This window comes from Aeromonas allosaccharophila, assembly GCF_016026615.1.
In the GTDB taxonomy this organism is placed as follows: Bacteria; Pseudomonadota; Gammaproteobacteria; order Enterobacterales; family Aeromonadaceae; genus Aeromonas; species Aeromonas allosaccharophila.
This window is the reverse complement of record NZ_CP065745.1, coordinates 3,462,694-3,476,959: the sequence shown is the minus strand read 5'-3', so window position 1 is coordinate 3,476,959 and position 14,266 is coordinate 3,462,694. Positions and strand designations below refer to the sequence as shown.

At 58.0% G+C, this 14,266-nt stretch carries 14 protein-coding genes; 4 read left to right on the top strand and 10 right to left on the bottom strand.

What is annotated here, in order from left to right; genetic code table 11:
• Positions 1–76: 76 nt before the first annotated feature.
• The 7 genes from yidC to I6G90_RS15845 form a co-directional block, all read right to left on the bottom strand.
• Positions 77–1,723: a membrane protein insertase YidC gene (gene yidC / locus I6G90_RS15875; protein WP_058052648.1), complete on the bottom strand. Its 1,647-nt coding sequence runs from the start codon at positions 1,721–1,723 to the stop codon at positions 77–79.
• A gap of 5 nt (positions 1,724–1,728) precedes the next feature.
• Positions 1,729–1,977: a membrane protein insertion efficiency factor YidD gene (gene yidD / locus I6G90_RS15870; protein WP_010672280.1), complete on the bottom strand. Its 249-nt coding sequence runs from the start codon at positions 1,975–1,977 to the stop codon at positions 1,729–1,731.
• Positions 1,944–2,303, bottom strand: a complete 360-nt coding sequence (gene rnpA, locus I6G90_RS15865; RefSeq protein ID WP_005339313.1) for a ribonuclease P protein component — start codon at positions 2,301–2,303, stop codon at positions 1,944–1,946. The genes yidD and rnpA overlap by 34 nt, the downstream gene beginning before the upstream one ends.
• Positions 2,303–2,437, bottom strand: a complete 135-nt coding sequence (gene rpmH / locus I6G90_RS15860) for a 50S ribosomal protein L34 (protein ID WP_005307156.1) — start codon at positions 2,435–2,437, stop codon at positions 2,303–2,305. The genes rnpA and rpmH overlap by 1 nt, the downstream gene beginning before the upstream one ends.
• A gap of 270 nt (positions 2,438–2,707) precedes the next feature.
• Complete coding sequence (locus I6G90_RS15855; protein ID WP_128816799.1) at positions 2,708–3,442, bottom strand: amino acid ABC transporter ATP-binding protein; 735 nt, start codon at positions 3,440–3,442, stop codon at positions 2,708–2,710.
• Between the two features lie 87 nt (positions 3,443–3,529).
• Positions 3,530–4,198, bottom strand: a complete 669-nt coding sequence (locus I6G90_RS15850; RefSeq protein ID WP_111808823.1) for an amino acid ABC transporter permease — start codon at positions 4,196–4,198, stop codon at positions 3,530–3,532.
• Positions 4,199–4,957, bottom strand: a complete 759-nt coding sequence (locus I6G90_RS15845; RefSeq protein ID WP_019445519.1) for an amino acid ABC transporter substrate-binding protein — start codon at positions 4,955–4,957, stop codon at positions 4,199–4,201.
• Between the two features lie 311 nt (positions 4,958–5,268).
• Between I6G90_RS15845 and dnaA the strand changes: the two genes are divergently transcribed.
• The 4 genes from dnaA (at position 5,269) to gyrB (ending at position 11,340) form a co-directional block, all read left to right on the top strand.
• Entirely contained in the window at positions 5,269–6,639 is a 1,371-nt protein-coding gene (dnaA, locus tag I6G90_RS15840) for a chromosomal replication initiator protein DnaA (protein WP_042063291.1), read from the top strand.
• A gap of 83 nt (positions 6,640–6,722) precedes the next feature.
• The gene (gene dnaN / locus I6G90_RS15835) at positions 6,723–7,826 is read left to right on the top strand and encodes a DNA polymerase III subunit beta (RefSeq protein ID WP_005339306.1); all 1,104 of its coding nucleotides are present in this window, start codon (positions 6,723–6,725) and stop codon (positions 7,824–7,826) included.
• A 2-nt stretch (positions 7,827–7,828) separates the two neighbouring features.
• Entirely contained in the window at positions 7,829–8,932 is a 1,104-nt protein-coding gene (recF, locus tag I6G90_RS15830; protein WP_005339305.1) for a DNA replication/repair protein RecF, read from the top strand.
• On the top strand, positions 8,929–11,340 hold the full coding sequence (gene gyrB / locus I6G90_RS15825) for a DNA topoisomerase (ATP-hydrolyzing) subunit B (protein ID WP_042063292.1): 2,412 nt from the start codon (positions 8,929–8,931) through the stop codon (positions 11,338–11,340). The genes recF and gyrB overlap by 4 nt, the downstream gene beginning before the upstream one ends.
• Before the next feature lie 67 nt (positions 11,341–11,407).
• Here the strand turns inward: gyrB and I6G90_RS15820 are convergent, their stop codons facing one another.
• The 3 genes from I6G90_RS15820 to I6G90_RS15810 form a co-directional block, all read right to left on the bottom strand.
• Positions 11,408–12,172, bottom strand: a complete 765-nt coding sequence (locus I6G90_RS15820) for a GNAT family N-acetyltransferase (protein WP_197928273.1) — start codon at positions 12,170–12,172, stop codon at positions 11,408–11,410.
• Between the two features lie 145 nt (positions 12,173–12,317).
• Positions 12,318–13,277, bottom strand: coding sequence for a helix-turn-helix domain-containing protein (locus tag I6G90_RS15815; protein ID WP_197928272.1), 960 nt, complete (start codon positions 13,275–13,277; stop codon positions 12,318–12,320).
• A gap of 95 nt (positions 13,278–13,372) precedes the next feature.
• Complete coding sequence (locus I6G90_RS15810; protein WP_197928270.1) at positions 13,373–14,143, bottom strand: MBL fold metallo-hydrolase; 771 nt, start codon at positions 14,141–14,143, stop codon at positions 13,373–13,375.
• Positions 14,144–14,266 lie beyond the last annotated feature (123 nt).

The window sequence follows — 14,266 nt, the reverse complement described above, 5'->3', positions numbered from 1 at the left end:
GTAGTGGGAGACATTGTAATAAAAAAGGCGGCCCGAAGGCCGCCTCTTTTGTCATCACGGGAAGATTAGCTGCGCATCAGTTGCGAGTGTGCAGGCCTTTCTTCTCCAGCTGACGATAGATGATGGTCTGCTGGGTAATGGAGATGACGTTGCTCACCAGCCAGTACAGAGTCAGGCCAGCCGGGAACCAGAGGAACATGAAAGTGAAGATGATCGGCATGAACTGCATCACTTTCTGCTGCATCGGGTCGGTCACGGTGGTCGGGCTCATCTTCTGCAGATACCACATGGAGGCACCCATGAGGATTGGCAGCACGAAGAAGGGGTCCTTCACTGACAGGTCAGTGATCCACAGGGCAAACGGCGCGTGACGCAGTTCGACGGACTCCATCAGTGCCCAGTAAAGGGCGATGAAGATCGGCATCTGAACCAGGATCGGCAGGCAGCCACCCAGCGGGTTGACCTTCTCCTTCTTGTACAGCTCCATCATGCCCTGAGACATCTTCTGGCGGTCGTCGCCGAAGCGCTCGCGCAGGGCCGCAATCTTGGGTTGCAGCATGCGCATCTTGGCCATGGAGGTGTACTGGGCCTTGGTCAGCGGGAACATGATGCCGCGTACCAGCAGGGTCAGCATGATGATGGCCAGACCCCAGTTCTGGACGAAACCGTGGAACACGGTCAGCAGCCAGTGCAGCGGTTGGGCGATGAACCACAGCCAGCCGTAGTCGACGGTCAGGTCGAGGTGGTTAGCCACCTTGGCCATCTGGTCTTGCAGCTTGGGACCGACCCACAGCTTGCTGGTCACTTCGGCCTGTTGGCCGGCGGCCACGTCTACCAGCGGCGCCTTGTAACCGATGATGGCCTGGCCTTTACCAGGGATCACGCGGCTGTAGAAGCTGTTGGTATCGTCGGCATTCGGTGCCCAGGCAGAGACGAAGTAGTGTTGCAGCATGGCGACCCAACCACCCTTGGTGGTCTTGTTCAGGTCGGCATCTTTCATCTCGTCGAAGGTGTACTTCTTGTAGCGAGTCTCTTCGCTGGAGAAAGCACCACCACGGTAAGCGCTGGCTACCATGGCATGACCTTCCTGATCCTTCGGTGTTGCTACGGTCTGCTTCAGCTGACCATAGAACTGCACCTGAACCGGCTCGGCAGATTTGTTGTCGATCTTGTAATCAACGCCAACGGCATAGTCGCCACGCTTGAGGATGAACTCCTTGGTGAAGACCACGCCCTTGCTGTCGGTCCAGGTCATCGGAACGACGACTTGATCCTGACCATCGGCCAGCTGATAGCTGGTCTGGGCGGCTTCATAGGTAGGACGACCTTCGGCCTGACTGTCCGGACCGTTGCGACCCACCAGACCGCTCTGGGCGATATAGAGGTGCTCTGGCTGGCTGGTCAGTAGCACGAACGGTTGGTCCTTGCCCTCTTCCAGTTTGTGAGACAGCAGTTCGGCAGACACGACGTCACCACCCTGGGTATCCAGGGTCAGCTTGAGCACGTCGGAGGAGACGGTGATCAGCTTGCGTGCGGCAGTCGCGTTGGCTTGCTCGGAAACCTGAGGAATATCACCGGTCTGACCGGCTTCAGGTACGAAATGTTCGGTTTGGGCCACGGTAGTCGGGGCCGGCTTCGGAGCCTTGTCGGACTCCCACTGTTGCCAGAGCAGAAAGCTCACGAACAGCAAACCGATCAGGAGTAGATTGCGTTGTGATTCCATAGTCTTCAGTTTCTTCGCTTTGGTTGCGGAACCGGGTCATAACCACCCTCGGATAAGGGATGGCATTTTAATAGACGTTTGCTAGCTAACCAAACGCCTTTTATGAAACCGTGAAGTCGGATGGCTTCTATCGCAAATTGGGAACAAGTTGGAGTAAAACGGCAGCGCGGCCCGAGCAGAGGGCTAATGATTAGCTGATACAGGCGTATCAGTTTGATAGCTACCCATTGCAACGGCGTGACAGAGTGCGCCATAGCTTTTCCAGTAACTTGAACAGTTCCTCGTTATCCATCTCTTTCACACCGGCCTTGGCGATCACCACTATGTCGATAGCGGGCAGCTGATGTTGTTTGAGGCGGAAACTTTCCCGGACCACCCGTTTGACACGGTTACGCCAGACGGCACGCTTGAGTGCTTTTTTGGGCACAGCGAGACCAAGACGAGAGTGTTCGAGTGAATTGGGGCAGGCGAGAAGCGTAATTTGCGGGGAAGCAGCCCGGACAGGCTCGGCGAAAACGCGTTTGAAGTGTTCGGGAGTTAACAGACGTAACTCCCGAGAGAAGGTGTGCTGGGTAGGCATTAAACTACCAGACGGGCACGACCCTTGGCACGACGAGCGGCCAGAACTTTACGACCGTTGGCAGTTGCCATGCGGGCGCGGAAACCGTGAGAGCGCTTGCGCTTCAGGTTGGACGGTTGAAAAGTACGTTTCATGATTCGATTCCGTATTTCTGTACAGTTTTGATTGTCACACTTAGCCGACGCGCCAGCTATAGCGTGTGACGACTAGCAAAAGAGGCCGAATTCTAAACAGAGTTCGGCTTTTAGTCAATCCGCCGTTCCCTCTCATCCTGCCATGGTCTTGAAAAGGCCACTGCCGAGCGTGAGGATCCAGAGGATCAAGGGCTCCGGATTATACTGGCAACCCGGGGTTAAACAAGGGATCCCTCAATAAAAAAGGCGGCCAGGCCGCCAAAGAGAGAGCTATTTAAGGACTTTCCGCAAGAACTCCCGGGTACGGGGATCCTTGGGATCGACCAATATCTGATCCGGCGGGCCCTGTTCGACGATCCGCCCCCCTTCCATGAAGATCACCCGATCGGCAACATCACGCGCAAATTCAATCTCATGGGTCACCACCACCATGGTCTGGTGCTGGCGGGCCAACTCCTTCATCAACCCCAAAACCTCGTCGACCCACTCGGGATCGAGGGCCGAGGTGGGCTCGTCAAACAGGATCACCTTGGAGTGGGCCGCCATGGCGCGGCCAATGCCGACCCGCTGCTGCTGGCCGCCGGAGAGCGAGGCCGGATAGGCATCCTGCTTGTCGGCGAGGCCAATGTCCTTGAGGATGCCGAGCGCAGTGGCACGGGCCTCGGCTTTTGGCTGCTTCCAGACGGTGATCAGCCCTTCGGCGATGTTGTCGAGCGCGGTCTTGTTGGCAAACAGGGCGTAGTTCTGGAACACGAAGGAGGCCCGCTTGCGCAGCTCGATCGCCTGCTGTTCGCTGGCCTTGGCCAGATTCAGCTGCAGATCGTCGATGGCCAGGGTGCCCGCATCCGGGGTCTCCAGCAGGTTCAGGCAGCGCAACAGGGTCGATTTTCCGGTGCCGGAGGGGCCGATGATGACGACAATTTCCCCCTTTTTGACCTCCAGATCGATGCCGTTGAGCACCTGATTGCCGTGATATGCCTTGGAGAGGCCGGTTAGTTTGATCATGAGAGCCCTCCTTTAAACAGGCGCAGTGTTAAAACGGACTTCCGACGTGCATTGCAAGCGGGTCAGTTGCTTTGTCATGGCAAACCCCTAATAGGCACGGTTGAGACGAATTTCCAGCAGGTGCTGCAAGCGGGTAAAGAAGATCACCACCACCCAGTAGACCAGCGCCACCGCCATGAAGCTCTCGAAGAACTTGAAGGAGGAGGAGGCTTCCATCTGCGCCTTGCCCATGATCTCGGCCACCCCCAGGGTGAAGGCCAGCGAGGTGCTCTTGATCATGTCGATGAAGTAGTTCATCAGCGACGGGGTGGCGATACGTGCCGCCTGCGGCAGGATGATCCGCTGCATCGCCTGATAACGGCTCATGCCGATACTGAGCGCCGCTTCCATCTGGCTTTTGTGAATGCCGAGGATGGCGGCGCGGATCGACTCGGCCATGTAGGCGGCGAAGTGCAGGGTCAGACCGACGATGGCGGCGGTAAAGGCATCCATCCCCACGAATATCGGGAATAGTTGCGGCAGTCCGTAGTAGAGCAGGAACAGCTGAACGAGCAGCGGTGTACCCCGAAAGAACGAGATATAGAGCATCGCCAGCCAGTGGATCGCGGGGACGCGAAACACCCGTACTATCGCCAGGGCCAGCGAGAGTACGAGTGCCAGCACGAATCCCCACAGGGCCATCTCCATCGTGGTGCCCAGATATTTGAGCAGGATGGGAAACAGCCCCAGCGTGTATTCGAGGTCAAATTCCATCATTTATTTGTCGGTGATGTCGGAAGCGAACCATTTTTCGGAGATCTGGCGCAGGGAGCCATCCTTGCGCATGGCGGTCAGGGCCTCGTCGACCTTCTTCAGCAGCGCCTGTTTCTCCGGGGTCTTCAGGAAGGGCAGGGCGTTCTCGATGGTTTCGAACGGTGCGCCAGCCTGTTGCAGCGGCAGCTTGGACTCTTTGATCAGCTGGGCGGTGGAGACGCGGTCCATCACGAAGGCGTCGATGCGACCCAGGGCGACATCCTGCTCGAAGGCGGAGTCATAGGTGCGGATATCTATCTTCTTGTTCGGGTCGTTCTTGCGCAGCAGCTCTTCGAAGTTGGAACCCAGGTTCACGGCAACGCTCTTGCCTTCCAGATCCTTGATGCCGTGGATGGTGCTGTTGCCCTTGCGCACCACGATCTGGGCGCCGTCATAGACGTAAGGCTGGGAGAAGTCGTACTTCGCCTTGCGCTCGTCGGTGATGGTGATCTGGTTGGAGATGGTGTCGATGCGGCCGGTCTCCAGCATGCCGAACAGGCCGGAGAAGCTGGCGGTCACGAATTCGACCTTGTAGCCGGTGCGCTCGCCGATCTGGTTCCACATATCCACCTCAAAGCCTTGCAGCTTGTCCTGCTTGACGAAGGTGAACGGGAAATATTTGCCAGACATGCCAACCTTGATGGTCTCCTGGGCGATGGCCTGACCGGACAGGGTGGCGAGCAGGATGGCAGCGCCGGAAATCAGTTTGATGGATGTTTTCATGGTGTTTCTCTCTCTCAATGTCTTGTATTTGTAGTTGTAATAACTGGTTTGGCCCTGATGTTATTGGAATAAAATTTAAAAAATAAATGACATTTGGTTATATGAAATAACAGGAGAGAGGGACGGGATCCGTTAATTCAGGCAGTGGATCAAGCTGTGGGTAACTTTGGGGATGAAATCCGATCCAAAGGCGCTGGATCCTTGAAAGTCAAGGATCTTATTTGCCGGATCCACCGGGCGACGGCTGGAGATCCGGCGGCTAAAAACGTAGAATAGCCGGTCTTTAGTTAATCAATCGACAGGAGTTTAGAGTGACTGCTTCGCTATGGCAGCAGTGCCTTAACCGGCTGCAAGATGAGTTGCCCTCGGCAGAATTCAGCATGTGGATCCGGCCGCTTCAAGCGGAGTTGAGTGACAATACTCTGACCCTGTATGCACCGAATCGCTTTGTTCTGGACTGGGTACGAGATAAGTATCTCATCCGGGTTAACGGCATCATCAATGAACTCTATGGGGTCGACGGCCCCACCCTGCGTTTTGATATAGGCAATCGTCCCCATCCCGTCGCTGTCGCCAGAGCGCCAGTGCAGGGGGCCGCGCCTGTGAATAACTTGCAGAAGAGCTGGGAACGCAAGGCTGAAACCAAGCCAGAGCCGAACCACAAGAGCAACACCAACGTGAACTATACCTTCGAGAATTTCGTCGAGGGTAAGTCCAACCAGTTGGCGCGTGCGGCTGCCCGTCAGGTAGCGGACAATCCGGGTGGTGCTTACAACCCGCTGTTCCTCTATGGCGGCACCGGCCTGGGTAAAACCCACCTGCTGCACGCCGTTGGCAATGCCATCAAGGAGAGTAAAAAAGATGCCAAAGTCATCTATATGCACTCCGAGCGGTTTGTTCAGGACATGGTGAAAGCGCTGCAAAATAACGCCATTGAAGAGTTCAAGCGTTACTACCGCAGCGTCGATGCCCTGCTCATCGATGATATCCAGTTCTTCGCCAACAAGGAGCGCTCCCAGGAGGAGTTCTTCCATACCTTCAATGCCTTGCTGGAAGGTAACCAGCAGATCATCCTGACCTCGGATCGCTATCCGAAGGAGATCAACGGTGTCGAGGATCGTCTCAAGTCCCGCTTCGGCTGGGGTCTGACCGTGGCGATCGAACCACCGGAGCTCGAGACCCGCGTCGCGATCCTGATGCGCAAGGCCGACGAGAACCAGGTTCATCTGCCGGACGAAGTGGCCTTCTTCATCGCCAAGCGTCTGCGATCCAACGTCCGTGAACTGGAAGGCGCCCTCAACCGGGTGATCGCCAACGCCAACTTCACCGGTCGTGCCATCAACATCGATTTCGTGCGCGAAGCGCTGCGCGATCTGTTGGCACTGCAGGAGAAGCTGGTCACCATCGACAATATCCAGAAGACGGTGGCGGAGTACTACAAAATCAAACTGGCGGATCTGCTCTCCAAGCGGCGTTCCCGCTCCGTTGCCCGTCCGCGTCAGCTGGCGATGGCACTGGCCAAGGAGCTGACCAACCACAGTTTGCCGGAGATAGGTGATGCCTTTGGTGGCCGTGACCACACTACCGTTCTTCATGCCTGCCGCAAGATCGAGCAGCTGAAGGAGGAGAGTCACGACATCAAGGAGGACTATTCCAACCTGATCCGTACTCTTTCTTCCTGATAACGGAACGGAGTGGACAGATGCAGCGCGAATATTCCAACCTGATCCGAACCCTTTCCTCCTGATAACAACGGAGAGCACAGATGCAGCTCGAAATTAGCCGTGAGGCCCTGTTACGTCCTCTGCAACTGGTGTCCGGCGCCCTCGGCGGCCGACCGACCCTGCCGATCCTCGGCAACGTGCTGCTTGATGTCAGCAACGGTTTGCTGTCGCTGACCGGTACCGATCTCGAAGTAGAGATGATCGGTCAGGTCTATCTGAACGGGGCCAGTGAAGATGGCCGCACCACAGTACCGGCGCGCAAGCTGCTGGATATCTGCCGTGGTCTGCCGGAAGGCGCCGAGATCCGTCTCAATACCGAAGGCGAGCGCCTGATCATCCGGTCAGGTCGCTCCCGCTTCAACCTCTCGACCCTGCCAGCGACCGAGTATCCGAACATCGAGGACTGGGAATCCGTGCTCGAGTTCGATATCAGCCAGCTGGAGCTGAAGAAGCTGATCGATGCGACCCAGTTCTCCATGGCCAGCCAGGACGTGCGCTACTACCTGAACGGCATGCTGTTCGAGAGCGAAGGCCACGGTCTGCGTACCGTGGCGACCGATGGTCACCGTCTGGCCACCTGCCGCCGCGAGGTTGTCGGGGAATCGCTGCCCGATCATCAGGTTATCCTGCCCCGCAAGGGCGTGCTGGAGCTGGTGCGTTTGCTGGAAGCGGAAGACAAGCCGGTGCGGCTGCAGATCGGTCGCAGCAACCTGCGTGCTGCGCTGGACGGCTTCATCTTCACCTCCAAGCTGGTGGATGGCCGCTTCCCGGACTGGCGCCGCGTCATTCCGCGCAACAGCGACAAGGCCCTGATCGCCGGTCGCGAGGATCTGCGTCAGGCGTTTGCCCGTGCCGCCATCCTCTCCAACGAGAAATTCCGTGGGGTGCGTCTCAATCTGCAGGAAAACCTGCTGCGCATCACCGCCAACAACCCGGAACAGGAAGAAGCTGAAGAGCTGCTTGACGTACAATATGCTGCTGGCGAGATGGAGATCGGTTTTAACGTCTCTTATGTGCTCGACGTGCTGAATACGTTAAAATGTGACCAAATTCGGATTAGCCTGAGCGATTCCATCAGCAGTGCCATTATTGAGGATTTTGAACATCAGGATGCTCAGTACGTGGTGATGCCGATGCGGATCTAGTCGTGTCCCTGGTCAAACTCCAGCTCAGCGACTTTCGCAATATCCAGCAAGCCAGTCTCAAGCTGTCGCCCGGCCTCAACATTCTGGTCGGGTGCAATGGCAGCGGCAAGACCAGCGTGCTGGAAGCCATTCACTACCTTGGTCTGGGGCGCTCCTTTCGCACTCATTTGACCGGGCGGGTCATCCGCCAGGGGGAGAGGGCGTTTACCCTGTTTGCCCAGTGCGAACTGGAGGGGCGTCAGGTTCCGATCGGTCTTGCCAAAGACAAGAGTGGCGAGACCCAGCTCAAGATTGCCGGGGCGCAGGCCCAGCGGCTGGCCGATTTGGCGGAGCTGTTGCCGGTGCAGTTGATCCATCCCGATGGTTTCAACCTGCTGACTGGCGGGCCTCAGGCTCGCCGCGCCTGGCTCGATTGGGGCGTTTTCCATCAGGAGCCGACCTTCTTTGCCCTGTGGGGACGAGTGCGGCGGCTGCTGAAACAGCGCAATGCGCTGCTGCGCCAGAGCACCCAGTACCGCCAGCTGGCGTTCTGGGATCAAGAACTGGTGCGGCTGGGTGGTGAGCTGGCCGAGTTTCGCGCCAGTTATTGTCAGGCCATTACGCCCCTGATCAAGGAGATGACGGCGGATTTTCTGCCGGAATTCGATATCAGTCTCGGCTTTTACCGGGGCTGGGAGAAAGATACTCCCCTCGGCGATCTGCTGGAGGCGGGGTTTGAGCGGGATCGGGCGCTGGGCTATACCGGTGTCGGTCCACAGAAAGCCGATGTACGCCTCAAGGCGAACGGGGTGCCCGCTCAGGATATTTTGTCCCGGGGTCAGCTGAAGTTGCTGGTCTGCGCCATGCGACTGGCCCAAGGGCTCTATTTGAATCAACATAGCAGCCGTGGCTGTATTTTTTTAATTGACGATTTTGCCTCTGAACTGGATGTCGACAAGCGCCGCTTGCTGGCCGCAAGGCTGAAGCAGTGTGCGTCCCAGGTGTTTATCACCGCCATCGATACCGGTCAGCTCGCAGACATGATGGATGCGAATGACTGCAAGTTGTTCCACGTGGAACAGGGTAAAATCTCCGAAACGTTAGAGAAGGCAGAGAGTAAGCTATGAGTGAAAATACTTACGACTCCTCGAATATCAAGGTGCTGAAGGGCCTGGATGCGGTCCGCAAGCGCCCGGGGATGTATATCGGCGATACGGATGATGGCTCGGGTCTGCACCACATGGTGTTCGAAGTCGTCGATAACTCCATTGACGAGGCGCTCGCTGGCTACTGCTCCGATATTCTGGTCAAGATCCATTCCGACGGTTCTGTCTCTGTGCGTGACAATGGCCGGGGTATCCCGGTAGACATGCACGAGGAGGAGGGCCGCTCCGCCGCAGAGGTCATCATGACCGTGCTGCACGCTGGCGGTAAGTTTGATGACAACTCCTACAAGGTATCCGGCGGCCTGCACGGCGTGGGTGTCTCGGTAGTTAACGCCCTCTCTGACAAGCTGTTGCTGACCATTCGTCGTAACGGCCACGTCTACGAGCAGACCTATCATCTGGGTGAGCCGCAGGCGCCGCTCAAGCAGATTGGCGACAGCACCGGCACCGGTACCGAAGTTCGCTTCTGGCCGAGCCCGACCATCTTTACCGATACCCTGTATCACTACGAGATCCTGGCCAAGCGCCTGCGTGAGCTCTCCTTCCTTAACTCCGGTGTTTCCATTCGTCTGCTGGACGAGCGGGATGGCCGCGAGGCACATTTCTGCTATGAGGGTGGTATCAAGGCGTTCGTTGAATACCTGAACCAGAACAAAACCCCGATCCACCCGAAGGTGTTCCATTTCACCACCGAGCAGGATGGCATCGGCGTTGAAGTGGCGATGCAGTGGAACGACGCCTATCAGGAAGGGGTCTACTGCTTCACCAACAACATCCCGCAGCGGGATGGTGGTACTCACCTGGTTGGCTTCCGCACCGCGCTGACCCGTACTCTGAACTCCTATATGGATAAAGAGGACTACAGCAAGAAGGCCAAGTCTGCCGCCAGTGGCGACGACGTTCGTGAAGGTCTGATTGCCGTTATCTCCGTCAAGGTGCCGGATCCCAAGTTCTCCTCCCAGACCAAAGACAAGCTGGTCTCTTCCGAAGTGAAGACCGCCGTTGAACAGGCGATGGGTGAGAAGCTGGCCGACTTCCTGCTGGAAAACCCGGGCGATGCCAAGATCGTGGTCAACAAGATCATCGATGCGGCCCGTGCCCGTGAAGCGGCCCGCAAGGCTCGCGAACTGACTCGCCGCAAAGGCGCGCTGGATATCGCCGGTCTGCCCGGCAAGCTTGCTGACTGTCAGGAAAAAGACCCGGCGCTGTCCGAACTCTACATAGTGGAAGGGGACTCTGCTGGCGGTTCCGCCAAGCAGGGTCGCAACCGTAAGAACCAGGCCATCCTGCCGCTCAAGGGCAAGATCCTGAACGTAGAGAAGGCCCGTTTCGACAAGATGATCTCCTCGCAAGAGGTGGGCACCCTGATCACCGCTCTGGGTTGCGGTATCGGTCGCGACGAGTACAACCCGGACAAGCTGCGTTACCACAACATCATCATCATGACCGATGCGGATGTCGATGGTGCGCACATCCGAACCCTGCTGCTGACCTTCTTCTATCGTCAGATGCCGGAAATCATCGAACGTGGCTACGTCTACATCGCCCAGCCGCCGCTCTACAAGGTGAAGAAGGGCAAGCAGGAGCAGTATCTGAAAGACGAAGATGCGCTGCTGCAGTACCAGACCGCCATGGCGCTGGATGGTGCAACCCTGCACGTCAACGAATCTGCTCCGGCCATCGGTGGCGAGGCGCTGGAGCGTCTGGTCAATCAGCACCGTGCCGTGTCTCACCTGATCACCCGCATGTCCCGCCGCGCGCCGGATGCCGTCCTGACCCAGCTGATCTATCAGCCGGAGCTGAACGAAGCGCTGCTGGCCAGCGAGAGCGATCTGCTGGCCTGGTGTCAGGGTATGGAAGCCGTGCTCAACGAGAGCAACCACGGTATCCAGTACCAGATCCAGGTTCGTCGTGACGAAGAGCGCAGCCTGTACGTGCCGCACGCCGTGGTACGTCAGCACGGTGTCGACCGCGAATACCCGCTCAGCTACGACTTCCTGCAATCCTCCGAGTACCGTCAACTGGTCTCGCTGGGCAAGGAGATCGCCAACCTGATCGAGGAAGGTGGTTACATCAAGCGTGGCGAGAAGGTCAAACCGGTTGCCAGCTTCGTGGAAGCGGTCGACTGGCTGATGAGCGAAGGCAAGCGTGGCATCTACATCCAGCGCTATAAAGGGCTGGGTGAGATGAACCCGGACCAGCTGTGGGAAACCACCATGGATCCGGAAGCCCGTCGCATGCTGCGTGTCACCATCGATGACGCCGTCGGTGCTGACCAGCTCTTCTCCACCCTGATGGGTGATGCCGTTGAGCCCCGTCGTGACTTTATCGAGACCAACGCCCTGCGCGTGGCCAACCTCGACGTCTAATCGACGCAGTCAGACAGCAAAAAGCCGCTCCTTGTGAGCGGCTTTTTTACATCTGCAATCTGCCCGATCAGAGCAGTTTGCTCATGATGACCAGATTGTGTGGCAATTGGGTGCCATCGCTAGCCATGCGGTGACGCAAGGCTGGCACTATGTGGTGAATGGTCTGGAAGCTCAGTTTGGTATAGAAGGGCTCGGCGGTCTGGGTACCGAGATTGACCTCGTAAACCCCTTGCCGGGTCAGGTACTCCAGCACGGCATTGGCGAGTCGGGTGCCGCTTCCCGCGGGTTGTCCCGGTCGCATCACCACTGTGCCGATATAGGCGTAACGTCGCTCATCCTGGTTCCAGATTGATCCGGACATGCCACCCTGCAATTCACCATTTTCATCGCGCAGCATCAACACAAAGGTTGGCCGGATCTTGGGATCCTGCTCGTTGACGGCCTCGATATAGAGCGTCTTGCCTGCCACATGAGTGCCAGATTGCATCCTGAAGATCGCCGTATGGTCGGGGCCTGCGGGCATATGAACCGCTTCATGCCGATAGCCACGCTCGACCAGTGGGGTGTGCACCTGAGGATAAGTGGTGAGTATCACCACCTCATTGATGAGAAGACCCTGTTGCTGCTGCGCCTGGATCAGTTGCGCCAGATAATCGAGCGGTGCATTGAGAAAACGGGTTTCCGGGTAGTGGACGATGACGTTCGGATTGAAACCAAACTCCTGTTCACGCAGTTGCAGCAGGGCAAATAGCGCCAGCTGTCGCTCGCTCAGTTCATCGGGGGTGCTGTTGTCCGGTTGGAACAGTTCGAGCGGGTTATGTCGAGTGGTCATTGTTTCTCCAGAGAGTAAGGCGCGGGGATGATAGCACAGACAATGTAGTCAGCCTCTCGACGTTCCACGTGAAACACTTGCAGGAAAAACTTAAGTGGATGCCAGGTTGGTCAGTTAGCCAGTGGTCGTGCAACAGCGGGCATCATCAGGAGTTATGGCCGCGAAAAGATCGTCGCCACTCGCTGGGGGAGATGGCAAAGCGGGCGCGGAAGTGATTGCGCAGGGAGGTGGCACTCTTGAAGCCGACCAGCTCGGCGATGCGATCGATGGAATGACCGCTCACTTCCAGCAGCTCCTGACTGCGCCTGAGCCGTTCCGCCAGCAGCCATTCACCCACCGAGAGACCGGTAGCCTGATGAAAACGGCGGGTAAAGGTGCGTCGGCTCATCAGGGTGTGGGCCGCCAGAGAATCCAGGGTATGGGGTTCGGCCAGATGGGCACGCAGGTGATCGAGCAAATGGTTCATCCGGACATCGCGGGTGGAGGCGGGCACCGGTTGTTCGATAAACTGGGCCTGACCCCCTTCGCGGTGGGGCGGGATCACCAGTCGCCGCGCCACCTTGTTGGCGATGGCCGAGCCGTGGTACTGACGCACCAGATAGAGGCAGCAGTCCAGTCCGGCGGCGGTGCCTGCCGAGGTGACCAGCCCATCGTCATCCACGTAGAGGGCATTGGTATCGAGCTGCACGCAGGGAAAGCAGCGGCAGAAATCCTGTTCGTACTCCCAGTGGGTCGATGCCTTGCGACCATTGAGCAGCCCGGCATAGGCGAGCACATAGGTGCCGAGACAGAGCCCGACCAGCCGGGCACCTCTGGCTCTGGCTGCGATCAGCGCATCGATCAGCGCCGCCGGTGGCCGTGCAGCCGGGTCGTGCCAGAAGGGGATGACGATGATCTCTGCCTCGGTCAGTACCTCCAGCCCATAGGAGGCCTGAATGGTGAAGCCTTGTGCCGAGTGTGAGTGGCGGTTGCCATCGCCGCAGCAGATCTTGAGCTCGAACAGCGGCTGGCCCGGCAGAATATCGCCGAAGATGAGGCAGGGGACGGCGCAGTGAAAAGGGCTGAAGTGATCGAAGGTCACCACGGCAACGATCGGGGTGGTCATGGTGTTGGCTCCTCTCTGCGCGCAGACCACTCATCATAAGCGTTCGGCAGTGAAAGCCGAAGGGCCATGCGCGCTGTTCGGCATGGCCCGGTCAGTTACAGCGAGAGAGCCTCGCCATCCGCCGGTATCCGCACCCGATCCATCATGCCTCGCTCGGTCAGATAGGTATGAAGTTCCTGACGTGACAGCACGGCGTGGTTGACCGCCTCCATATGGCTGGCGATCAGCGTGGCCTGCGGTGCGGCCTGATATACGGCGACGACATCCTCCTTGCCCATGATGATGGAACCGAGCCCGGGCACCTGCGCATCGCCGCAGTTGAGGATGATGACCTCGGGCTGATGCTGTTGCAGGGCTTGCTCGACCGAGGGATGCCAGATGGTATCACCGGCCAGATAGAGGCTCTGCTCATCGGGGTGGGAGAAGACCACGCCGCACACCTCTCCCATGCGCTCGCCCAGTACCGCCATCAGTTGATCGCTGCCGTGCTGGCCACCGGTCTGCTGCAGGCGAATACCGGCAAATTCGGGCTGGTCGCTCAGCAGGCGCACATCCTCAAAGCCACTGGCACGAATGGCATCGGCATCCTTCTGATGTTGTACCAAGATCGGCAGATGTTTGGGGATCAGGGCTCTGGCGGCGTCATCCCAGTGGTCAGGATGATCGTGGGTGACGATCACGGCGTCCACATCGACCAGCGCATCGATCGACAGCGGCAGCTCGACCAGCGGATTGCGCAGCTGGCTGTTGGCGGTGCCCTCAAAGCCGGGGAAGGCCCCTTTGGCCGAGAGCATGGGGTCGATCAGAAAGCGGGTGCCGGCATAGTCGAGCAGCAGGGTGGCGTTGCGAACCTGGGTAATCTTCATGGGAGGCTCCATATTGGCTGGTAGATATGCAACCCATTATGGGGGGCTGAACGCGTTGCCATCAGTGGCCCACGGGTCGATTATCATCAGAATCGGGCCAACAGGGTGATAAGTGTGGCCATT

Bases quoted from the DNA above. Each gene is read 5' to 3' on its own strand.
- yidC (WP_058052648.1), bottom strand. From the start codon at position 1,723: ATGGAATCACAACGCAATCTACTCCTGATCGGTTTGCTGTTCGTGAGC.
- yidD (WP_010672280.1), bottom strand. From the start codon at position 1,977: ATGGCGCACTCTGTCACGCCGTTGCAATGGGTAGCTATCAAACTGATA.
- rnpA (WP_005339313.1), bottom strand. From the start codon at position 2,303: ATGCCTACCCAGCACACCTTCTCTCGGGAGTTACGTCTGTTAACTCCC.
- rpmH (WP_005307156.1), bottom strand. From the start codon at position 2,437: ATGAAACGTACTTTTCAACCGTCCAACCTGAAGCGCAAGCGCTCTCAC.
- I6G90_RS15855 (WP_128816799.1), bottom strand. From the start codon at position 3,442: ATGATCAAACTAACCGGCCTCTCCAAGGCATATCACGGCAATCAGGTG.
- I6G90_RS15850 (WP_111808823.1), bottom strand. From the start codon at position 4,198: ATGATGGAATTTGACCTCGAATACACGCTGGGGCTGTTTCCCATCCTG.
- I6G90_RS15845 (WP_019445519.1), bottom strand. From the start codon at position 4,957: ATGAAAACATCCATCAAACTGATTTCCGGCGCTGCCATCCTGCTCGCC.
- dnaN (WP_005339306.1), top strand. From the start codon at position 6,723: ATGCAGCTCGAAATTAGCCGTGAGGCCCTGTTACGTCCTCTGCAACTG.
- gyrB (WP_042063292.1), top strand. From the start codon at position 8,929: ATGAGTGAAAATACTTACGACTCCTCGAATATCAAGGTGCTGAAGGGC.
- I6G90_RS15820 (WP_197928273.1), bottom strand. From the start codon at position 12,172: ATGACCACTCGACATAACCCGCTCGAACTGTTCCAACCGGACAACAGC.
- I6G90_RS15815 (WP_197928272.1), bottom strand. From the start codon at position 13,277: ATGACCACCCCGATCGTTGCCGTGGTGACCTTCGATCACTTCAGCCCT.
- I6G90_RS15810 (WP_197928270.1), bottom strand. From the start codon at position 14,143: ATGAAGATTACCCAGGTTCGCAACGCCACCCTGCTGCTCGACTATGCC.